Source organism: Streptomyces sp. NBC_01298 (genome assembly GCF_035978755.1).
GTDB lineage: Bacteria > Actinomycetota > Actinomycetes > Streptomycetales > Streptomycetaceae > Streptomyces.
On record NZ_CP108414.1, the window covers coordinates 4,168,964 to 4,190,357 of the forward strand.

Here is a 21,394-nt window from a genome sequence, read left to right on the forward strand (position 1 = left end):
GCTGCTTCCCCCAGAGGGACATCTTTACGCCTCTGTGGTCACACCTCTTCGCTTGCCTCGCTCTGCTCGCTCCCCTTGCGGTGGACGCGGGCCACCCAGTCCGCGGGCCTGGCGATCTCGGACTTGGTCGGCAGTGTGTTCGGAGAGGTCCAGACCCGGTTGAAGCCGTCCATGCCGACCTGGCCGACGACGGCGCGCACGAAGCGCTCCCCGTCGCGGTACTGGCGCAGCTTGGCGTCGAGGCCGAGGAGCTTGCGCAGGGCGGCGTCGAGCCGGCCGGCTCCGCTGGCCCTGCGCTGCTGGAACTTCTCGCGGATCTCGGCGACGGAGGGCACGACCTCGGGGCCGACCCCGTCCATGACGAAGTCGGCGTGGCCCTCCAGGAGGGACATGACGGCGGTGAGCCGGGCCAGTACCTCGCGCTGCTCGGGGGTCTGGACGAGTTCGACGAGGGAGCGGCCCTCGTCTCCGCTCTCCGCGTCGGGGCGGGCACCGGCGAAGGACTGCGCGGCCTCGCGCAGTCGCTCCAGGACGTTCATCGGGTCCATTTCGGTGGCGCCGAGGAACGTCTGGATTTCGCCCTCCAGGTGTTCGCGGAGCCACGGGACGGCCGTGAACTGGGTACGGTGCGTCTCCTCGTGCAGGCAGACCCAGAGCCGGAAGTCGTGGGGGTCCACCTCCAGCTCCCGCTCGACGTGGACGATGTTCGGGGCGACGAGCAGCAGCCGGCCGCCCGTGGCGGAGCCCGGGAGGTCGAGGCCCGCGGGCGCGAAGGTCTCGTACTGGCCGAGCACGCGGGAGGCCAGGAAGCTGAGCAGCATGCCCAGCTCGACGCCGGTGACCTTGCCGCCGACCGCGCCGAGTACGGCGCCGCCGGGGGTGCCGGCACGGCGGTCCTGCATCTTGCCGAGGAGGGGGGACAGGAGCTCGCGGAAGCCCGCCACGTTGGCCTTGACCCAGCCGGCCCGGTCCACGACGAGGACGGGCGTGTCGGCCGGGGTCATGCCCTCGGGCATCATCCGCGTGAACTCGCGCACGTGCCGCTCCGAGGTCTTGGCGTGCCTGCGCAGCTCCGCCACCACGGCCCGTGCCTCGTCCCGGCTCACCTCCGGACCGGGCCGCACGAGCCTGGTCGCGGTCGCCACCGCGAGGTTCCAGTCGACCATCTCCGCACCACCGAAGCTCGTCATGCGTCAACCGTACGTGGACCTCGGCGCGGGCGGGATCCCCAGGAGCCGGGCGGGTTCCCCGGACCGCCCTAGGAAACGGTGGCCACGGCCGCCGCGAGCTTGTCGAGGCCCTTCTCGGCGGGGCCGGCGTCCGGGGTGTTGGCGGTGAGGAACGCGAAGGCGAGCAGTCGCCCGGCGGGATCGACGACGGTGCCGGCGAGGGTGTTCACACCGGTCAGGGTGCCGGTCTTGGCGCGCAGCAGGCCGGCGGCCGGGGAGGTGCCGGAATTGCGTGCGCGCAGGGTGCCGGTGAATCCGGCGACGGGCAGTCCGGTGAGGACGGGCCGCAGTTCGGGCCGCTGCGGGTCGGCGGCCTTGGCGAGGAGGGCGGTGAGCAGGCCGGCGCTGACCTTGTCCGCGCGGTTGAGCCCGCTGCCGTCGGCGAAGCGGGATCCGGCGGTGTCGACTCCGAGCGCGGCGAGTCTGGCGCCGACGGCCCGGCCCACGCCGTCGAAGCTCGCGGGGGCTCCGGAGGCGAGGGCGGTCTGGCGGGCCAGGGCTTCGGCGATGTCGTTGTCGCTGTAGGTCAGCATCCGCTCGACGAGCCCGGCGAGCGGCGGCGAGAGGGTGGCGGCGAGCGGGACGGCGCCCGTGGCGGCCTTGGCCCTGGCCGGTTCGCCGGTGACCTTGACCCCGCGTTCCCCGAGCAGGGCGGCGAAGGCCCGGGCGGTGTCGCGGGAGGGGTCCGTGCTGCGCTTGACGGGGCCGGAGAAGGAGGCGTCGGTGCGCCCCTCGTCGGCGGTCAGGGCCGTGACGGGCGCGAGGTTGGGGTTGGCGCCGAGCGGGTGGAGGACGGGGCCGGTGTAGAGCGAGTCGTCGTAGCCGAGGGTCACGGAGGTGGTGCCGGCGGCCTTGAGGGCCTGGGCGGTGTCCGCGGCGAGGGCGACGAGGCTGCCGCCGGAGCCGGCCGGGGCCTTCTTCTTGGCGGTGAGCGAGGGGTCTCCACCGCCGACCAGGACGATCTGGCCGGGTCCGGCGCCCGGGGTCACGGTGGTGCGGATCCGGTGGTCGGGACCGAGGGCCGCGAGGGAGGCCGCCGCGGTGGCGATCTTGACGGTGGAGGCGGGGGTCATGGCGTCCCGGGCCCCGTCCTCGAAGAGGACCTTCCCGGTGGCGGTGTCGATCACGCAGGCGCCGTGGGCGGTTCCGAGGGCGGGGTCGGCGAGCAGCGGCCGCAGGGCCGCGGCGAGGGCGCCGCGGTCCGCGGCTCCGGCCTGGTTTCCGGAGGCTTCGCCGGAGCCGTCACCGGAGCCGTCGCCGGAGCCGTCGCCGGACCCCGCTCCGGCCGGGCGGACGCCCGCGAGCACGCCGGGGGCGCTGGGGGCCGTCTTCGGGAGGGCTGCGGCCGGGTCCGTACCGTGATCTGCGCCACCCGTACGGCCCCAGGAGGCGGCCCTGTCCCGCTCGGCCTTACGCTGGCCGGAGTCCCAGGGACCCGCGGCGGCCACCGTCGCGGCCGACAGGGCGAGGCCGGCGACGGCCGACACCGCGATGAGCTGCCAGGTCTTGACCAATGGCACCTCGGACCAGCCCCTTTCGCGATCACACATATGCGTGAGGGACACTTAACCATTGCGTCTTGCCGCGAGCATGGCACCCCACCCGGCAGGGCCGGGTCGGCCACGCACGCAGCTGAGTCGGCGCAGTCCCGAGCAATCAAGCTGCTGAAGCTGATCATGGAGGAGCAGGACGTGGAGTTCGACGTCACCATCGAGATCCCCAAGGGTTCGCGGAACAAGTACGAGGTGGACCACGAGACCGGCCGGATCCGTCTGGACCGTCGCCTCTTCACCTCGACCAGCTACCCGGCCGACTACGGCTTCGTCGAGAACACCCTCGGCGAGGACGGCGACCCGCTGGACGCGCTGGTCATCCTTGACGAGCCGACCTTCCCGGGCTGCCTGATCAAGTGCCGCGCGATCGGCATGTTCAACATGACGGACGAGGCGGGCGGCGACGCCAAGCTGCTGTGCGTGCCGGCGTCCGACCCGCGTGTGGAGCACCTGCGCGACATCCACCACGTGTCCGAGTTCGACCGCCTGGAGATCCAGCACTTCTTCGAGGTCTACAAGGACCTGGAGCCGGGCAAGTCGGTCGAGGGCGCGAACTGGGTCGGCCGCGTCGAGGCCGAGGCCGAGATCGAGGCCTCGTACAAGCGCCTCGAGGCCCAGGGCGGCCAGCACTGAGCTCCGCTCGGTGAGGGCGGTCGGGGCTGATGCCCCGCCGGCCCCGGTGACATCGCGGGCGGTACCCCTTGAACGGGGTGCCGCCCGTAGTCGTGTCCGGGGGTGCCCGCGGTGCGTCCGCGATGCGCGCCCGCACGTCTCCCGCGCGTCTCCCGCACGTCTGCGGGCAGGCGTCCGGGTGCCGGTCCGTCGCGGTGCTGCCTGCGCGACGGATCAAGGCGTTCCGCATACTGATACGGGCTGGCTCGGGGACTGGAGGACGCGTGGCGGAGGGCGAGGGATCCGGGACAGAGGACCGGAAGCCGAAGTCGGACGAGGCGCACAGCGCGTTCTCCGTGCCGGACGGGGTCGGTGTGGACCCGGAGGTGACCGAGGAGGACCAGCCGACCTCGGAGTTCGCCGTCCCCGACGGGTTCGCGTCGGTGCCCGCGGATTCCGATGGACCGGCGTCCGCGTTCGCCACGCCGCACACCTACAGCGCCGCCCACTCCCCGCCGGCCTACACCGGCCCTCCGGGCTTCCCCGTCACCCGGTTGAAGGAGTCCCCCTGGCAGGACCGCATGCGCACGGTGCTGCGCATGCCGGTCGACGTCCGGCCGGTGCCGGAGCCCTCGCAGCGGCTGGCCGTGGAGACCGGGCCCGCCGTGGGGCGCGTGCTCGACCTGACGCTGCGCATCGGCGAGCTGCTGCTCTCGGGCGGCGAGGGCGCCGAGGACGTGGAGGCCGCGATGTTCGCCGTGGCCCGCAGCTACGGCCTGGACCGCTGCGAGCCCACCGTCACCTTCACCCTGCTGTCGATCACCCACCAGCCCTCCCTGGTGGACGACCCCGTGTCGGCGAACCGCACCGTCCGCCGCCGCGGCACGGACTACACCCGGCTCTCGGCCGTGTTCGCCCTCGTCAACGACATCACCGCGCACGAGATCGAGATCTCGCTGGAGGACGCGTACCGCCGGCTCGCCGAGATCCGCCGCAACCGGCACCCGTACCCCGGCTGGGTGCTCACCGGCGCCGCAGGCCTGCTCGCCGGCGCGGCCTCCACGCTGGTCGGTGGTGGGGTGCTGGTGTTCTTCGCAGCCGCACTCGGCGCGGTGCTCGGCGACCGGCTGGCCTGGCTGTGCGCCGGGCGCGGGCTGCCGGAGTTCTACCAGTTCGTGGTCGCGGCGATGCCTCCGGCCGCGATGGGCGTGGCCCTGAAGATGACCGACCTGGACCTGCGCTCCTCGGCGATCATCACCGGTGGGCTGTTCGCCCTGCTGCCGGGGCGGGCCCTGGTCGCGGCCGTGCAGGACGGCCTGACCGGCTACTACATCACCGCGTCCGCCCGGCTGCTGGAGGTGATGTACCTCTTCATCGGCATCATCATGGGCGTGCTGGTCGTGCTCTACGTCGGCTTCCAGTTCGGCTCCAATCCGCAGCCGGAGGAAATCCTCCAGATCGAGCAGCGGCCGCTGCTCCAGATCGCCGCCTCGATGGTTCTGGTGTTCACGTTCGCGATCCTGCTCCAGCAGGAACGTTCAACCGTGTGGTTCGTGACGCTGAACGGCGGGATCGCCTGGGTGATCTACGGGGCCCTGCACTACGCCGCCAAGATGCCGCCGGTGCCGTCCACCGCGATCGCCGCCGGGCTGGTCGGCCTCTTCGGACAGCTCCTCGCCCGGCACCGGTTCTCCTCGGCCCTCCCCTTCGTCACGGCCGCCATCGGCCCGCTGCTGCCCGGCTCGGCCACGTACTACGGGCTGCTGCTGATCGCCGAGAACCGGCTGAACGAAGGGCTGGCCTCGCTGACGAACGCCGCGGCCATCGCCCTCGCCATCGCGATCGGCGTCAACCTCGGCTCCGAGACCTCCCGCCTGTTCATGCGCATCCCCGGCGCGGCCAGCGCGGCCAAGCGCGGCGCGGCGAAGCGCACCCGCGGGTTCTAGGGTCCTTCACGGCCCCCGGACGCGCAGATGCCCCGCCGACCGGGAATCCGGTCGCGCGGGGCATCGTACGAAGCTGCGAGCAGCGGGGGGCTACCGCTTCGCGTGGCGGCCGCTGCGCTGCTGGCCCGGGGCCGGGTCCTCGCCGGCGCCGGGCTCGGTGCCGCCGGCCTCCATCGCGGCCTTCTTCTGCTTGCGGGACTTGAGCACCTCGAAGATCACCGGGATCACCGAGATCAGGACGATGCCGATGAAGATCGGCTCGACGTTGTCCTTGATGACCTCGAACTGGCCGAGCTGGTAGCCCAGGACCGTGACGCCCGCGCCCCACAGGACGCCGCCGATGACGTTGAAGGCCAGGAAGGTGCGGTACTTCATCGCGGAGGCGCCCGCGACCATCGGCGCGAAGGTGCGGATGATCGGCACGAAGCGCGCGAGCACGATGGCCTTGGGGCCGTGCTTTTCCATGAACTCGTGCGCCGCGTCGAGGTTCTCGCGCTTGAAGAGCTTGGAGTTCGGCTTGTTGAAGATCTTCGGGCCGAAGACCTTGCCGATCATGTAGCCGACCTGGTCACCGAGGATCGCGGCGGCCACGATCAGGGTGCAGACCAGCCACAGCGGCTGCTCGATGGTGCCGGCCGCGACGAACAGACCCGCCGTGAAGAGCAGGGAGTCTCCGGGCAGGAAGGCGAAGAGACCGGATTCCGCGAAGACGATGACCAGGATGCCGATCAGGCCGAATTGGCCGATCAGGTACTCCGGGGAGATCCACTCAGGACCGAGCGCAAGCGTGTTCACGGGTTCCGGGCTCTCCTGGATCAGGTGGGGGTGTCCGTCCAATTATGAACGCACACCACCGCCGCCTGGTTCCACGGACGGGCGGTTACGACTTGCGCACCACGTTGGCCGTGATCGAGTCCCGCAGGTGTTCGGCGAGCCCGGGGCGCATGGAGTCGTAGAACTCCTTGAACCGCTCGTCCGCCACGTACGTCTCGCCGAGACCGGTGTGCATCTCGTACGAGCAGTCGTAGTACCAGGTCACGATGTGCCCCCGGTGCTCCTCGGCCATGTCCATCGCCGCCTCCCCGTCGGCGGGCTCGCCCGCCTCCATCAGGGCCGCGTAGCGGGTGCTCCAGTCGGCGACCTCGTCCTGGATCCGCTTCCAGTCGTCCTTCGTGTAGGTGGCGACCCGCCGCTGCGACTGCGCGTACGCGTCGGTGCCGCCCCAGCGCTGCCGGGCCTCCTCGGAGTACCGCTCGGGGTCCTTGTCCCCGAAGACCTCGAACTTCTCCTCGGGGGTGAGGTTGATGCCCATCTTCTTCGCCTCCATGGCGTGCTCGACGGCCGCGGCCATCTGCTGGAGCCGGGCGATCCGCTCGGACAGGAGGGCGTGCTGCCGGCGCAGGTGCTCCCTCGGGTCCGAGCGCGGATCGTCCAGCAGGACCGCGACCTCTTCGAGCGGAAAGCCGAGCTCCCGGTAGAACAGGACCCGCTGCAGCCGGTCGAGGTCGGCGTCGTCGTACCGCCGGTGTCCCGCCCCGCTGCGGCCGCTCGGAGAGAGCAGCCCGATCTCGTCGTAGTGGTGCAGGGTGCGCACCGTCACTCCGGCGAATCCGGCGACCTGGCCCACGGAGTAGCCCATCGCTTTCCGCTCCTCTTCTCGGGTACGCGCCCAGCCTGGTCCCTCACGCCGCGTGAGGTGCAAGCCCGCTCGGGGGCGGGCTCAGGGCGCCGGGGCGAGGACCCCTTCGAAGGGGTCGCCCGGGTCGTCGGCGAAGGAGTACGCGCCCGCCTCGATCCGGGCGATCAGGCCCCGGGTCCAGTCCGCCTCGGCGTCCGCCGAGTGGATCCAGCGGTGCGTGATCTCGCCGATGTGGCCCAGCGGCTCGGGGCCCCCCTCGGGGACGTAGTGGTCCGTGACGGCGGAGCGCCAGGCGGCGAGCCGGCCCAGCCGCTCGCGGAGCAGGGCCAGGGCCTCGGCGCGGGGCAGGTCGACCATGAAGCCGAGGGCGGAGGCGAGGACGTCGGCCTTCTGATCGGCGGAGGACAGCGCCTCGCGGAGCAGCTTGAAGTACTCCGCGCGGCCCGCCCCCGTGAGCTCGTACTCGGTGCGCGGCGGCCCGCCCGCCGCGGAGGGGGCCACCTCGTGGGCGAGCAGGACGCCCTGCTTCGCCATCTGCTTGAGCGCGTGGTAGATCGACCCGGGTTTGGTGTTCGACCACTCGTGGGCGCCCCAGAACTCCAGATCGGCCCGGACCTGGTAGCCGTGGGCCCGCCCGTGCTGGCGGACGGCGCCGAGGACGAGGAGGCGGATCGCTGACATGGGGCCCAGGCTACTGACCCGGGCCCCGGGCACCATGGCTAGCCCATGGCTCGGCTCCGTGGCTGGCCCATGGCTCGGCTCCGTGCCTAGCCCATGGCGCGGGTGCCGTCGATGGTCTCGCGGATGATGTCCGCGTGGCCGGCGTGCCGGGCGAACTCCTCCACCAGGTGCAGGAGCATCCAGCGCATCGAGACCTTGGCGTCCTCGGGGAACCACGGGGCCGGGGGCAGCGGGAAGCTGTCGTCGAGGCTGGGGACGGCCGCGATGAACGCCTCCGTCTCCTGCCTGATCCCGTCCCAGTAGGCCAGCACCGAAGGCATGGACTCGCCCTCGACCAGCCGGAAGCCGTCGGCCCAGTCGCCGCCCGGGTACTCGGTCACGCCCTGCGCCATGCGCAGCCAGCCGAGCTCGCAGTTGGCCGCGTGCTTGAGCAGCCCGGACACGGAGAGCTCGCTGGCGCTGGGCTTGCTCGCCGCCTGCTCCTCGGTCAGCCCCTGCGCGGCCTCGCGCAGCGCCGTGCGCTGGGCCTCGACGAAGGAGAGGAGCGTGCCGCGCTCGTCGCCGGGGATCTCCGTGGAAATCTGAGCCATGACCTGACCGCCTTCTGTTCGCGTCCCGAGTGGGTGTCGTGCGGGTCTCCCCTGCTGACAAGAACCACGGTACGAACCCTTGCGGTCAGGTCCTGTCCTCAATCACGCGATTCCGCGTTTTTACCGGTTTTCCTGCCGGACCGGCGGGAGTTCCTTCTGCGGCTTGGGCAGCAGGGCCTTCTTCAGGTCCTGCGCGCCCTTGTCGTCGAGGCCGTACATCGCCTCGTAGATGTTGCGGACGGCCGGTCCCGAGGCGCCGGAGCCGGTGCCGCCCTGGGAGATGGTCATGACGATCGCGTAGTCCGCGGTGTAGGAGGCGAACCACGAGGTGGTCTGTTTGCCCTGGACCTCGGCGGTACCGGTCTTCGCGTGCATCGGGATCTGCTTCTGCGGCCAGCCGCCGAACCGCCAGGCCGCGCTGCCGGTGGTGGCCACGTCGGCGAGGGCGCCGTCGATGTCGCTCCGGAGCTTGGAGTTCATCGGGAGCTTGCCCTGCACCTTGGGGGCGATCTCCTTGACCGAGGTGCCGTCGGCGCTGACCACGGCCTTGCCGATGGCGGGCTGGTGCAGGGTGCCGCCGTTGGCGATGGCGGCGTAGACGGAGGCCATCTGGATCGGGGTGACGAGGGTGTCGCCCTGGCCGATGGAGTAGTTGATCGCGTCGCCCTCGCGGAGCTGGTTGCCCTGGCGGCAGTTCTCGTAGGCGATCTTCTCGGCGTACGAGCCGTTCTTCTTGCCGTCGCGGCACCAGGCGGCCTTGTTCGCCTCGAAGAAGTCCTTCTTCCACTGGCGGTCGGGGACCCGGCCCGGGACCTCGCTGGGCAGGTCGATGCCGGTGCGCTTGCCGAGGCCGAACTCGTGCGCGGTCTTGAAGAACCAGTCGCCGGGCTTGGCCTTGGGCTTGATGCCGCCGTCCTTCTTCCACTCGTTGTCGGCGATGGCGTAGTAGACGGTGTCGCAGGAGACTTCCAGGGCCTTGCCGATGGTGATGTCGCCGTAGCCATGGGACTCGAAGTTGGTGAAGACCTGGCTGCCGACCGAGTACGAGCTCGGGCAGCCGTAGAGCCGGTTGAAGGGGTAGCCGGCGTTGACCGCGGCCGTCGAGGAGACCACCTTGAAGATCGAGCCGGGGGCCGCCTGGCCCTGGATGGCGCGGTTCAGCAGCGGGTAGTTCGATCCCTTGTCGGTGAGGTCGGCGTAGTCCTTGGCGGAGATGCCGCCGACCCAGGCGTTCGGGTCGTAGGTCGGGTTGGAGGCCATCGCGACGACCCGGCCGGTCTTGGCCTCCATGACCACAACGGCACCGGAGTCGGCCTCGTAGTGGCGGCCCGTGTTGTTCTTGTCGATGCCCTTGCGGGCCTCGATCATCGCGTTGTTCAGCTCGCGCTCGGCCACGGCCTGCACGCGCGAGTCGATCGAGGTCACGATGTCCGAGCCGGCCCGCGGCTTGTCGCTCACGCCCTCGCCGATGATCCGGCCGAGGTTGTCCACCTCGTAGCGGGTGATGCCCGCCTTGCCGCGGAGCTCCTTGTCGTAGGTGCGCTCCAGGCCGCTGCGGCCCACCTGGTCGGAGCGCAGGTACGGGGAGTCGGAGCCCTTCGCCTTGGTGATCTCCTCGTCGGTCACCGGGGAGAGGTAGCCGAGCACCTGGGAGGTGTTGGCGCCGTCGGGACCGGCGTAGCGGCGCAGGGCGGTGGGCTCGGCGGTGATGCCGGGGAACTGCTCGGCGTGCTCCCGGATCTCCAGGACCTGGTCGGTCGTCGCCTCGTCGGTGATGGGGATCGGCTGGTACGGGGAGCCGTTCCAGCAGGGCTTGGGGGTCTTGGAGTCGCACAGCCGGACGCCGTTGACCACGTCCTCGGGGTCGAGGTCCAGCACCCCGGCGAGGTGGGTCAGGACGTCCTTGCCGCGGTCCTTCATCTTGGAGAGCTCGGTGCGGCTGGCGGAGACCACCATGCGGGTCTCGTTGTCGGCGAGCGGGATCCCGCGGGAATCCAGGATCGAGCCGCGCACGGCGGGCTGGACCACCTGCTGGGTGTTGTTGTTCTTCGCCTCGTCCGTGTACTCCTGGCCGTTGCGTATCTGCAGGTACCACAGACGCCCGCCGAGGGTCAGCAGCAGCGAGAACACCACGATCTGGATCATGACGAGCCGGTTCTGGACCCGGGGTGTGCGCCCGGTCTCCGGTATGTTGCTCAACTCGGCTCTCCCCGGGACTGGTCCTCGCCTGACCCGCCCGAGTCTAGAGGGCCCGCGGAGTTAGAACGGGAACTGCGTCCGGCCGTGCTGCACCGAGATCCATTTCTGGGTGGTGAAGGCCTCGACGGTGGCCTCGCCGTTGAGGCGGCCCATGCCGGAGGCCTTCTCCCCGCCGAACGCCGCGAGCGGCTCGTCGCCGATGGTGGAGTCGTTGACGTGGATCATGCCGGTCTCGATGCGCCGCGCGAAGCGGACCCCGCGCTCCACGTCCTTGGTGTGGACGGCGCCGCTCAGTCCGTACGGGGTCGCGTTGGTGAGGCGGACGGCCTCGTCCTCGCCGTCGAAGACGACGAGCAGGGCGACGGGGCCGAAGATCTCCTGGCCGAGCAGCGGGGAGTCCTCGGGGAGCCCGGCGAGCACGGTCGGTTCCACCAGGTTGCCGCGCGTAGAGCCCCGTACGAGCGCCTGCGCTCCGGACTCGACGGCGCGGTCGACGAGCGCGGTGAGGGCGTCGGCCTGGAAGGAGTTGATCAGGGGGCCGATGTGGGTGTCGGCGTCGTGCGGGTCGCCGGTCTTCAGGGCGCGCACGCGGGTGGTGAACTTCTCGGTGAACTCCTCCGCGACCGAGGCGTCGACCAGGATCCGGTTGGCGGCCATGCAGACCTGGCCCTGGTAGACGAAGCGGCTGAAGACGGCCGCGTCCACCGCGTAGTCGAGGTCGGCGTCGTCGAGGACGACGAGCGCGCTGTTGCCGCTGAGCTCCAGGACGGTCCGCTTGAAGTGGCGGGCGGCGACCGCGCCGACGTGCCGGCCGACCCGGTCGGATCCGGCGAAGGAGATGACCTTGGGGACGGGGTGGGTCAGGAGCGCGTCGCCTATCTCGGCTATGTCGGTGACCAGGACGTTGAGCAGACCGGCCGGCAGGCCCGCTTCCTCGAAGATCTTGGCGATGACCCCGCCGCCGACCACGGGCGCGTTCTGGTTCGGCTTGATGACCACGGCGTTGCCCAGGGCCAGGGCCGGGGCGACCGACTTCAGGGTGACCAGGAAGGGGAAGTTGAAGGGGCTGATCACGGCGACGACCCCGACGGGCAGGCGCTGGACCCGGTTCTCCTTGCCCTCGACCGGCGAGGGCAGGATGCGGCCCTCGGGGCGGACGGCCAGCTGCATGGCCTCGCGGATGAACTCCTTGGCGAGGTGGACCTCGTACTCGGCCTTGGGACGGGTCCCGCCGAGTTCGTCGATCATCGCCTCGACGATCTCCTTCTCGCGCTCCTCGGTGATCCGCAGGGCGCGTTCCAGGACGGCTCGTCTGGTGTACGGGCTGGTCGCGGCCCATTCCTTCTGGGCCCGCTCGGCCGCCCGGTAGGCCTGGTCAACCTGCTCGACGGTGGCCACGGTGATGGCCGCGAGCTTCTCCCCGTTGTACGGGTTGACGTCGATGATGTCCCACGACCCGGTTCCGGCCAGCCATTCGCCGTCGATGTACTGGTGAGCCAGGTCCTCGAATATGGACATGCCATCCCTTACGTCGAACGCGCTTCCTTGCGCTGCACCGGAGACCCGGTGGTCACCCGGGTCATCGTCACGCTCTGATCGTCACGGCCTGATCAGGCGTCATAGTACGTGTGAATCAAGACAGTTGGAGCAGACCGCGCAGGAGATCCCGGGTCTGGTCCGGATCGGGGCAATCACCCTGGAGGCGCAGCATCGCGCGCTCGTACTGCCTCACTTCCTCGTCTTTGTCGAGGTAGAGGGCGCTGGTGAGCTGTTCCAGATAGACGACGTCCTGGAGGTCGGACTCGGGGAAGCGCAGCAGGGTGAAGGCGCCGCTCTCGCCGGCGTGGCCGCCGAAGGAGAAGGGCATGACCTGGAGGTGCACGTTCGGCCGCTGCGAGATCTCGATGAGGTGCTCCAGCTGACCGCGCATCACGTCCCGGTCGCCGTACGGGCGGCGCAGCGCGGCCTCGTCGAGGACGGCGTGGAAGGCGGGGGCGTTCTCGGAGACCAGTACCTTCTGACGCTCCAGGCGCAGCGCGACCCGGCGGTCGATCTCGGCGCGGCCGGCACTGGGCATGCCGCGGCTGACGACCGCCTGGGCATAGGCCTCGGTCTGCAACAGGCCGTGCACGAACTGGACTTCGTAGATACGGATGAGGGAGGCGGCGCCTTCCAGGCCCACGTACGTCTGGAACCAGCCCGGCAGGACGTCTCCGTAGCTGTGCCACCAGCCGGCCACATTGGCCTCGCGGACCAGCCCCAGGAGGGACTCTCGCTCCGCGCCGTCCGTGACTCCGTAGAGCGTGAGGAGGTCCTCTACGTCTCTGGCCTTGAAGCTCACCCTTCCCAACTCCAAGCGGCTGATCTTCGATTCGGATGCGCGGATCGAGTAACCGGCCGCCTCACGGGTGATGCCGCGGGATTCTCGGAGTCGCCTGAGCTGGGAGCCCAGGAGGATGCGGCGCACCACAGAACCACTGGCTTCCGCGGTCACGATTCCTGCCCCTCCCCATGCGGTGGATGGATACGTCGCAGGGGCCCCCGTGCCCCTCAAGGCCCGCAGTCTGCCACCAAAACGCATCTGTCCGTACTCGTTCTGTAACGGATTTGGCCGAGCTGTAAAAGAAGTCCGTAAGTCTGCGTAGGAAGAAATGAGCAAGAACCGTGACGGGATCGGACAGGTCCGGCGCGTGCACGTGCATCTGCCCTTGCATCCGGCTCCGGCATTCGGAAGCATGGTCCCGCGCACCTGCGTGCCCCGCAGTTCTTTCGAATCCCGGGAGTGCCTCGCATGGGGACGAATGGATCGACCATGCTCGAGCCGTTACGGCAGGGGCTTCCCCCGGTCGACCCCACGGCTGTCTCCGGGTCCGCGTCCTGCGCCCTGCCCGCCCGCTTCGAAGCGGTGCGCGGTGCACGCACCTTCACGCGTTCCACCCTGGCCCAGTGGGGCCTCGACGACCGGTTCGACGACGTGGCCCTGGTCGTCTCCGAACTCGTCACCAACGCGCTGCGCCATGCCCTCCCGGACGACTCGAGGCCGGCCGCGGGCGAGAGCGAGCCGCCGGTGCGCCTGCACCTGATGCGGTGGAGCACCCGGCTGGTGTGCGCCGTGCGCGACCCCAGCGAGGACCGCCCCGGCGGGTGCTTCGCGCCGGACGCGACGGAGCGCAACAGCGACCTGGAGTCGGGACGCGGACTCTTCCTCGTCGACTCCTACAGTGACAGCTGGGGCTGGCACCCGCTCGCGGGACGGCTGACCGGCAAGGTGGTCTGGGCGCTGTTCACCCTGCAGGACTGAGGCACCACACAATCGCCGCATAGACGACAAGCGGCCGGGATTGATCATGGCGATCAATCCCGGCCGCTGCACGTGCATGGCTGATCTTGAGCTGTTCTGCCAGCCGATCTTCAGCTGATCAGGTGGTCGAACTCGCCGTCCTTGACACCCAGCAGCAGCGCTTCTATCTCGGCCGGCGTGTACACGAGTGCCGGTCCGTCCGGAAACCGCGAGTTGCGCATGGCAACGTCGCCTCCGGGCAGTTTCGCGAACTCCACACAGGAACCTTGTGAGTTGCTGTGTCTGCTCTTCTGCCAGGTCACCCCGTCAAGCTCTGCAGCTGCCATCCCGTTGTACGCGTGGTCCACAGGAAGCCCCCGATAGTGCAGATGTCAACTGCACCGGATCATAGCTGTGTTCATGAACGCCTGCATGGGCAGATGCACGTGCACGAACGGAGGGCAAGCCACCACTAAGGGTGACGACCTTCCCCGGCGCCTTCCCCGACACCTTCCCCTGCCCCTTCCCCGGACCTGGGCCGGAGCGGGGCCCGCAGCGCGTCGGAGACCTCCTCCAGGGAGTCCAGCAGCTGCCGCGCCGCCCCGCGCAGCACCCCCGGGTCGGGGGCGTCCCCGTCGGCCAGCGCCGCCCGGACCACCTCCCAGTCGGGCACCCGCCGCTCCCGTACGGCCTTCGCGCCCGCCTCCGTCGCCTCGCGCAGCGCCCCTGCCAGCTCGGCCGCGCCCGGGACAGGGGGCCGGGACCGGTCCGGGAAGTGCGCCTCCAGCAGCATCGTGTGACGGCCCATCGCGGCCAGGGCCCGGCCCGCCTCCTCGGCCGCGGCCCGGGAGATCCCGCGGTGGCGCACCGGCTCCCCGGCGGCCCGGTCCACCGCGTCCTGCCAGGCGACCCGGGCGTCGCGCACCGCCAGCAGGGCTTCGCGCACCTCGCCGCGGTGGGCTCCGGCCGGGTCGGCGTACTGCCCGAGCACGGCTGCCGCGTACCGCCCGCCGGCCTCGACCCAGTCGGCCAGCCGGGTCCGCAGGCGCGGGGTCTCCCAGGCCGGGTAGACGGCGTAGGAGATCATCGCGAGGACCCCGCCGACCAGGGTGAGCATGACGCGGTCCGGCACGGTCTGGTCCCAGCGCAGGCCGCCCATGCCGAGCAGGAACACCACGTAGGCGGAGACGAAGACCATCGAGACGGCGTAGCCGGTGCGCATGAAGGTGTACATCAGGCCCGCGCTGACGACGGCGAGCAGCCCGGACACGTACATCCCCGGGTGCGCGAGCTGGACGACGGCCGTCGCGAGGGCGACCCCGACCAGGGTGCCGCCGAAGCGGGCCACGGCGCGGGTGTAGGTCTGCGTGAAATCGGGCCGCATGACCATGACGGAGGCCATCGGGGCCCAGTAGGCGTGGCCGAAGGGCAACGCGTGGCCGATGGCGTAGCCGGCACAGGCCACGGCGGTGACCCGTACGGCGTGCCGCAGGATCGGCGACCCGGGACGCAGCTCGGCCCGTACGGCGGCCAGCACCATCGGCACGAGCGCCGGCAGGGTGGGCCGCAGCATCGACTCGTCGGGATCCACGGTGCGCCCGGAGCCCGGCTCGGCGGTGTCGAGTACGTCGTCCAGCAGGGCGGAGAGCCTGCGCGCGGCGCGCAGCGCGGCGCCCTGGAACAGATCGGCGGTGTCGGGAGCCTTGAGCACCGCGAGGGCCGGGGCGGGCAGCCGCACCGCCTCCCCGTGCCGGATGGCGGACGCGGCGGCGTCCAGCACCGACCCGGTCGCGGCGAGCAGTTCCCGGACCCGGTCCCGCGCCGGGCCCTCGGCCGGGGCCCCGACCGCGGGGTCGGCCAGCAGCGCCAGCACCGGCCGGATCCGCTCCGCGAGCCCCCGCGCGCCGTGCAGCTCGGCGGGGCGGCGGCGGGCCTGGCGCGCCGTCACGGTGGCCGCGTCGCGCGCCCTCATCAGCGGCTGCGGGTCGAAGGAGGCGACCGGGTCCTGGCGCAGGCGGCGCGCGTAGTCGGCCTCGGCGGCCAGCGCGTCGGCGAGGGCGTCGCGCTGGGCGCCCCACCGCCGGATGGGAAAGAGGAGGATCAGCAGGGCCTGCACCACCCCGCCGCCGGCGATCATCGCGGCGTGGCCCGCGGCCTGCGGCACGGAGGTGGGCAGGGTGACGGTGACCAGCATGATCGCGACGTTGCTGGAGGCGATCATGCCCGCGGTGGGGCCGGCCGCCCACATCAGGCCCGCCGCGAAGCTCCACACGGCCAGCAGCAGCATGAAGGCCAGGGTGTGCGAGGACCCGACGAGGTACCCGATGAAGGTGGACACGGCCAGCGTCAGCCCGGAGGCGAGCGCGAGGACGGGCCGGGGGCGCCAGCTCTTCTGGAACGTGGCGACGGCCGCCATGTAGGCGCCGAAGGCGGAACTGGCGGCGGCGCCCGGCCCGAGGAAGGCGAGGCCGGCGCCGACGACGATCGCGAGCCCGACGGCGGCGCGGAGCGCGAGGAGGGGTTGCAGCCGGGTCCGCTCGACCCGCAATCCGGCCCGGGCGGTGTCCTTCAGCGCCCGGACCCAGCTCATGCCCCCGAGCGTAGCCCTGCCGGGGACGGAACCCGGGAGCCCGGGCGCGGGGGGCCCGCGCGTCGGGCCCCGCCCCCGGGGCTGCGCCCGGACCCCCCTGGGGCTCCGCCCCGGTGGACCCTACACCCCGGGACCTAGAAAAACAGCAGGTCCGGGCATGCGAAAAGCCCCGCCCGACACGTGGTCGGACGGGGCTGCCTGCGGTCCGGTCAGTCGCTACGGGGCACGGTGCACGTCTTCCGACGTCGGTCCCGCTCCGAGGGTCACAGCGTGCTCGGGGCATGCCCACAGCGTTGTACCGGGGCCGCTGGTGCTGTGGATCTCGCGGACCGCTACGGGCGCACTGGTCAGCGTTTTACAGCGGATGCACAGCGCGACGCGTTCAGGCAGTACGAGCGGGAACGGGTTCTCGGCGGTCATGTGCTGACCCCCGTTGCGGCGAACGCGGAGCGCGGGAAGGGTGCCCCCGCGTACGTGTACGGGTAGTCCACGCCGATGGCCGCGAATTCTGCCGCATACCGCCGTTCCCGCTGGACCGGGGAGAGTACGAGGGTGGTTTCCGCAGTGGTCTCGGGGCGGAAGATCGCACGGGCCTGTGCGCTACTCGGGCCGATCCACGGCCGTGCCGAGTAGTGCATGGGGGCAGGCTCGGGGCGGTAGCCGCTGGAGTGCTTCCCGGGCGTTCGTCGGCTCGGCTCCCATCGGAGCGCGCAGTAGACCGCGAGGACGCACGACAGTCCTATGACCATGAAACCGATAGGCTCGCGCATGTCGTTCAGCTCTCTTCTAGCTGTTCGGCGGAGCCCCGGCGGACCGTTACAGCGGCCTTCCGGGGCGTTTTCGTTTCCCGAAGGTAGCCATCCTGTATCTACCTGTCTATAGCTGAATATGGACAGGCGTATCTATGAGTGGCTGGCTGGTGTTGTGTAGCGTCCGACCTGTGGATTACGACCCAACCCGCCCGAAGTGGGTACAGATCGCGGAAACCGTCCGGGCGCGCATCGCGTCGGGCGAGTACCCGCAGCACCATCTGATCTCTGAAGTTCAGTTGGCGGAGGAGTTCACGGTTACGCGCGTGACCATTCGCAAGATGACCGCCGCCCTGCGGGAGGAAGGTCTCATCGTGACCACACCAGGCATGGGTTCCTTCGTCGCGGATCAGGCGGCGAAAGGGAACGCTTGAGCCCGCCTAGGCGCCGGATTGGCAGCTAAGCGGGCTCAGGGGTAAGTCAGGCTGCCGACGAGCAGCAATCCGCACAGGCAACGTTGCGGGCATGTCCGGTGACCGGGTCGACGATGACCGTCACGCCCTCGCCGTGCGGACAGACTCGGCGTCGGCGTTGGCTGGGGCTCTTCACGGTTCGGCATGTACCGAGCAGCGTGACCGCTTCGCCGTAGCGAGGGTCGGTCCACTGCACCCTCGGCGCTTCTTCGCTCAACGCATCCTCCTAGTGGCAGAACGTAGCCAACGTTAGCGGGTCACCACTTGCCCCTGCTGCGGTCCGCCCAGAGTCGTTGTCAGCTCGGCGGGGCCGCGCAGTTGGACCCTCCGTCCGTGCACTCGCTGTGCATGCAGTCAGCGGAGACCAGAAGCGCAGACTGCGCCTCTACGGTCCACAGGTACTCGTCGGGTTCGTCTCCCGCTTCGCGGATGGCCTTGAGCGTGCGGGCGACGGTGGCCGTGTCGTGCTTCTTCGTCGCGGGGGTCTCAGGGACGTGGTGTACGAACCGGCCGAGCAGTCGGCACAGGTTGCCGTACGTCCTCGTGTCCGTGAGGAGCGCGTGCCACCCCTCGTCCACGAGCCGGGACGGGCGCAGTGCGAGACCCGGGGTCCGGTTACGTGCTGCCGCCGTAACGAACTTCACCGCCTCACGAACGATCCGCTCGGCCATGCCCTCCGGAAGGTGAGGGTTCGCCCGTTCGACGGTGCGCACGGCAATGGCGAACCCTGCGGACGGGAGGCGGACGGAGAGCGGTAACGCGGCCTCACGTACAGCAAGCTGTGACATACGGGCTCCGTTTCTAATGGGAGTTCTTTCGCTGCCCGACCCTCAGAGGGGTGGGAGTTCTGGGGAGACCGAAACCGGGCGATGCCAGCGGCCGACCGGTGCATGACCAGGTCCCGGACGCTGGACACGATCACGCGCCCCAGCCCTTGGCCACGATGCAGACGACGACCCCGACCCACACGACGGCCCCCAGGGTCACGGCTAAGGCGCTTCGCCGGCTGGACTGCGCGTGCGCCTGGTCCTCGTTGTCGTCGGTCACTGGACGCGCTCCACTACTGCGACTTCCGAGAACTCCCGGACGAACGTCATGTGGCCTGTCCGCCCTGTGTGCTTAATGCACATGTCGCTGCACACGTCGGCGTTCGGGGTCGGTTCCGCTGTCCAGTCGCACTCAAAGCTCAGACACCGCGCGGTCGCGGTCGTCTCGGCGGAGGGATGCCGCCGCATGCTGTAGGTGATGTAGCGCATCACCGCTTTCACGCTCATGCCGCACTCCGGCCGTGAGGGTGGTTACGCAGTTCCGCGTTCTGCACAGCGACGGAGCACGGATCGCCAGCTTCCCGAGAGATCTCCCGCGCCGTGAACAGGGCGAGGCACACCCCGCATCCGGGCACTGGTACCGGTTCGAGCGGTTCTAGCCGAGCCGTTTGTTGCCGCGCTGCCGTCACCATGCGCACCCCTTGCGTCGCGTTCGGTGCTCGGGATCGTCTCGCCACCGAGGAAGCGGGGCCTAGTGTGATCCGTAGTGGCAACCAGCTCGGAAGGCGAAGAATCTCTCGGTCTAGTGGCATCCCTAGTAGCAAGATGGGCGCATGGACATCGGGGAACTGATCCGGGATCTCCGCAAGGCTCGCGGCTGGAGCCAAGGGCGGTTAGCTTCTGAGATCAACAGCGCGCACGGCACAACGCTGACGCGGGAGTACGTCAGCAACTGGGAGTGTTCCAAGGTCAGGCCAGGCCCGTTCTACCTTGCCGCGCTTTCTGCCGTTCTCGACGTTCCCCTAGCTGTCCTTGAAGGTGAAGTGGACCGACGCGAGTTCCTTACCGACATCGCCGGGGCTGCCATAGCTCCAGTGGTTGCCTCTGATCTGATCAGCGCAGGATTCGCCGCCCGACTACGGGGCGGGCCATCATCGGATGAGTGGGAAGCCAAGCTGACCACGTACGGCACTGAGTACATGTCGATGGGCGCTGCGGACATCCAGCGTCGGGTGTCCGGCGAACTCGTCACCGTGCAGCAACAACTGGAAGACCCCCGACTTTGGTCAGTGGCTTCCCGACTGATGACCCTGTACGCCAAGACGTTTCCGGGGTCGGACGGATCGAAGGCCGTTCACTGGTACCGCATGGCAGCTAAGGCTGCTGACGAGTCCGGAGACGACGAAGCGCGCGTTTGGGTACGTGGACGTGCAGCCATCGCCCTGGGGTACGAAGGGGCGTCGCTGGGCATCGCTGACGTACTGGCGGACCAAGCCTTGGCCATATCGGATCGACCTTCCCTAGGTCTCCTGAACGCCGTAATGGGCAAGGCACACGCCGCAGCACTTCGAGGTGACCGCGCCTCAGCACTGAAGCTCGCCGACGATGGCCGGCGCATCTTCGACAAGTCGGGGTCCTACGAACAGACCAGCGACTATGCCGTGCCCTGGTGGCGTATGAACGTCTTCCTGTCGCTCCTCCTAGCCCGCTTGGGCGACGAGCAGGGAGCCGTTCAGGCACAGGAAGCTGCGCGCCGCGAACTCCCGGCAGAGCTTCCCCGGTTCGCTACCCACCTTGAAATGCATAGAGGTCTGATGCTCGCACGCTCCGGCGATGTGTCCGGCGGGGTGACCTACGCACGGGGAGCGTTGGACGCGCTGCCGCCGGAGAAGCACTCCCTGACGCTCAGACTTCTGATGTCGGAAATCGAAGAGTCCTGACGGCACGCACGACAAAAGCCCCCGCACCCGTCACCCGGCAAAGGGAGACGAGCACGGGGGCTCAGGTACTTGATCAGCCGTTCAGCACGTTGGTCAGTCGGGCTGCGGCCTTCCCGCCGAACAGGGCAAGACCACAGTAGAAGTCGATGCGGGTCCGGTAGACGGGCTTGTCGTGGGACTCACCAAGGTCGGTGGCCTGCACCCCGCCATGCGTCAGCCCGGTTACCCCCGCGTCGGCCTCAGTTGAGCCGAAGCGGACGGCGTAGATATCGCCGGTCTGCTTGCCGCCCGAACCGGTGGTCAGGGGCAATACATCGGTACCGTCCAGCTTCTGACCCGCGTCGAGCATCGGAATCCCGTTCCACATCACCGTCCGCTTACCGGCTATCTCGGATGTCAGCAGCTCGGAACCACCGAGCCGGCGGAACCCTGACGCGATCTTGGCCCGGACGTCGGCGTTCATGTAGAGAGCCCCGTTGGAACCGTTGATGCCACGGACCCGCGCGGTCAGAGTGTCCAGCGCATCGAAGAACTCGTAGCCGTTGGCCACCGGACCGAGACCCTTGGCGTCGACAACCTGAGTGCCGAACAGCCGCTTGCGCAGGCCGTCGAACCCCTTCGGGTCCACCATCACGTCACCGTTGAAAAACTGATCCGAGAAGTGAATGGAAGCAGCCTTGACCTTCATCATGACCTGAATGGCTCGCTGGTCGTTCAGGTTTCCTCGGGTCTGAGCTATGAACTTGTCCACATCGGCGTCACCACCCAGGATGGCGAGCGTCTCGATCTTCTGATTAAGCGTTCCGGTGCTCTCCGGGTACGCCTCATTGACTGCGCGGAACGAGACGCCCGGGAGGGCGGACTCCTCGTTGTAGCGGTATGCGTTTCCGGCAATCTGCATCAGTGGGAGCCGGTCCAGAAGGGGAGACTCCTGGACGAACGTCTCAATAACGCCGCGCTGCAACTGATCCTGCGAGAGCTTGGCGGATTCAGCAAGGGTGAGACTCATACATTTCTCCAAAATTGATTGCGTTGAAATTGACAGCGAAATGGGAGTTCGATTTCGCTCCGCGAAAGCGGTCTAATTAGCCATGGGAGTTTTTTGCCTCCCTGCCGCTCGGGAAGGAGAGGGGTTGACCCCCTCCC

Annotated in this window: 20 protein-coding genes and 1 pseudogene; 5 read left to right on the forward strand and 16 right to left on the reverse strand. The window is 69.6% G+C overall.

Translation table 11 applies throughout. The features are described from left to right. Nucleotides 1–38: 38 nt before the first annotated feature. Complete coding sequence (locus tag OG730_RS18810; protein ID WP_327305314.1) at nt 39–1,190, reverse strand: Rv3626c family coenzyme F420 biosynthesis-associated protein; 1,152 nt, start codon at nt 1,188–1,190, stop codon at nt 39–41. A 68-nt stretch (nt 1,191–1,258) separates the two neighbouring features. Continuing rightward, nucleotides 1,259–2,779 carry a D-alanyl-D-alanine carboxypeptidase/D-alanyl-D-alanine endopeptidase gene (dacB, locus tag OG730_RS18815; protein WP_442814952.1) on the reverse strand — a complete coding sequence of 507 codons (1,521 nt, stop codon included), beginning with the start codon at nt 2,777–2,779 and terminating at the stop codon, nt 1,259–1,261. 141 nt (nt 2,780–2,920) lie between these two features. Between dacB and OG730_RS18820 the strand changes: the two genes are divergently transcribed. Then, nucleotides 2,921–3,415, forward strand: coding sequence for an inorganic diphosphatase (locus OG730_RS18820; protein WP_266912864.1), 495 nt, complete (start codon nt 2,921–2,923; stop codon nt 3,413–3,415). Between the two features lie 263 nt (nt 3,416–3,678). Next, entirely contained in the window at nt 3,679–5,340 is a 1,662-nt protein-coding gene (locus tag OG730_RS18825) for a threonine/serine exporter family protein (protein ID WP_327305316.1), read from the forward strand. 126 nt (nt 5,341–5,466) lie between these two features. On the opposite strand, the pseudogene OG730_RS18830 reads toward OG730_RS18825, so the two are convergent. The 7 genes and pseudogenes from OG730_RS18830 to OG730_RS18860 all read right to left on the reverse strand — a co-directional run. Further along, nucleotides 5,467–6,135: pseudogene (locus OG730_RS18830) on the reverse strand (DedA family protein); the annotation flags it as partial. An 85-nt stretch (nt 6,136–6,220) separates the two neighbouring features. Continuing rightward, nucleotides 6,221–6,979, reverse strand: coding sequence for a MerR family transcriptional regulator (locus OG730_RS18835; RefSeq protein ID WP_327305317.1), 759 nt, complete (start codon nt 6,977–6,979; stop codon nt 6,221–6,223). Between the two features lie 81 nt (nt 6,980–7,060). Next, nucleotides 7,061–7,660 carry a PadR family transcriptional regulator gene (locus tag OG730_RS18840; RefSeq protein ID WP_327305318.1) on the reverse strand — a complete coding sequence of 200 codons (600 nt, stop codon included), beginning with the start codon at nt 7,658–7,660 and terminating at the stop codon, nt 7,061–7,063. 86 nt (nt 7,661–7,746) lie between these two features. Next, on the reverse strand, nt 7,747–8,250 hold the full coding sequence (locus OG730_RS18845) for a DinB family protein (RefSeq protein ID WP_327305319.1): 504 nt from the start codon (nt 8,248–8,250) through the stop codon (nt 7,747–7,749). A gap of 120 nt (nt 8,251–8,370) precedes the next feature. Continuing rightward, the gene (gene mrdA / locus OG730_RS18850) at nt 8,371–10,449 is read right to left on the reverse strand and encodes a penicillin-binding protein 2 (protein ID WP_327305320.1); all 2,079 of its coding nucleotides are present in this window, start codon (nt 10,447–10,449) and stop codon (nt 8,371–8,373) included. Nucleotides 10,450–10,509: 60 nt separating this feature from the next. Beyond that, complete coding sequence (locus OG730_RS18855) at nt 10,510–11,967, reverse strand: aldehyde dehydrogenase family protein (RefSeq protein ID WP_327305321.1); 1,458 nt, start codon at nt 11,965–11,967, stop codon at nt 10,510–10,512. Nucleotides 11,968–12,082: 115 nt separating this feature from the next. After that, nucleotides 12,083–12,943 (reverse strand): Sco1979 family transcriptional regulator, encoded by an 861-nt coding sequence (locus tag OG730_RS18860; protein ID WP_442814954.1) that lies wholly within the window; start codon nt 12,941–12,943, stop codon nt 12,083–12,085. Between the two features lie 297 nt (nt 12,944–13,240). Here OG730_RS18860 and OG730_RS18865 point away from each other — a divergent pair, with 297 nt between their 5' ends. Continuing rightward, the gene (locus OG730_RS18865; RefSeq protein ID WP_327305322.1) at nt 13,241–13,750 is read left to right on the forward strand and encodes an ATP-binding protein; all 510 of its coding nucleotides are present in this window, start codon (nt 13,241–13,243) and stop codon (nt 13,748–13,750) included. A 110-nt stretch (nt 13,751–13,860) separates the two neighbouring features. Here the strand turns inward: OG730_RS18865 and OG730_RS18870 are convergent, their stop codons facing one another. From OG730_RS18870 to OG730_RS18880, 3 genes are all read right to left on the reverse strand, one after another. Next, nucleotides 13,861–14,097: a DUF397 domain-containing protein gene (locus tag OG730_RS18870; protein WP_112450436.1), complete on the reverse strand. Its 237-nt coding sequence runs from the start codon at nt 14,095–14,097 to the stop codon at nt 13,861–13,863. Nucleotides 14,098–14,201: 104 nt separating this feature from the next. Beyond that, on the reverse strand, nt 14,202–16,319 hold the full coding sequence (locus OG730_RS18875) for an FUSC family protein (RefSeq protein ID WP_327305323.1): 2,118 nt from the start codon (nt 16,317–16,319) through the stop codon (nt 14,202–14,204). A gap of 416 nt (nt 16,320–16,735) precedes the next feature. Next, nucleotides 16,736–17,089, reverse strand: coding sequence for a hypothetical protein (locus tag OG730_RS18880; RefSeq protein WP_327305324.1), 354 nt, complete (start codon nt 17,087–17,089; stop codon nt 16,736–16,738). Nucleotides 17,090–17,259: 170 nt separating this feature from the next. Here OG730_RS18880 and OG730_RS18885 point away from each other — a divergent pair, with 170 nt between their 5' ends. Further along, complete coding sequence (locus OG730_RS18885; RefSeq protein WP_327305325.1) at nt 17,260–17,502, forward strand: GntR family transcriptional regulator; 243 nt, start codon at nt 17,260–17,262, stop codon at nt 17,500–17,502. A 335-nt stretch (nt 17,503–17,837) separates the two neighbouring features. Here OG730_RS18885 and OG730_RS18890 read toward each other — a convergent pair whose 3' ends face one another. From OG730_RS18890 to OG730_RS18900, 3 genes are all read right to left on the reverse strand, one after another. Continuing rightward, on the reverse strand, nt 17,838–18,329 hold the full coding sequence (locus OG730_RS18890; protein ID WP_327305326.1) for a glycine-rich domain-containing protein: 492 nt from the start codon (nt 18,327–18,329) through the stop codon (nt 17,838–17,840). A gap of 130 nt (nt 18,330–18,459) precedes the next feature. Then, nucleotides 18,460–18,588 carry a hypothetical protein gene (locus OG730_RS18895; RefSeq protein ID WP_327305327.1) on the reverse strand — a complete coding sequence of 43 codons (129 nt, stop codon included), beginning with the start codon at nt 18,586–18,588 and terminating at the stop codon, nt 18,460–18,462. Further along, on the reverse strand, nt 18,585–18,815 hold the full coding sequence (locus OG730_RS18900) for a DUF7848 domain-containing protein (protein WP_327305328.1): 231 nt from the start codon (nt 18,813–18,815) through the stop codon (nt 18,585–18,587). Before OG730_RS18900 ends, OG730_RS18895 begins: the two co-directional genes overlap by 4 nt. A 326-nt stretch (nt 18,816–19,141) precedes the next feature. On the opposite strand from OG730_RS18900, the gene OG730_RS18905 reads away from it, so the two are divergent. Continuing rightward, nucleotides 19,142–20,248, forward strand: a complete 1,107-nt coding sequence (locus tag OG730_RS18905; RefSeq protein WP_327305329.1) for a helix-turn-helix domain-containing protein — start codon at nt 19,142–19,144, stop codon at nt 20,246–20,248. A 73-nt stretch (nt 20,249–20,321) separates the two neighbouring features. On the opposite strand, the gene OG730_RS18910 is transcribed toward OG730_RS18905, so the two are convergent. Beyond that, entirely contained in the window at nt 20,322–21,257 is a 936-nt protein-coding gene (locus tag OG730_RS18910; protein WP_327305330.1) for a major capsid protein, read from the reverse strand. Nucleotides 21,258–21,394: the final 137 nt, after the last annotated feature.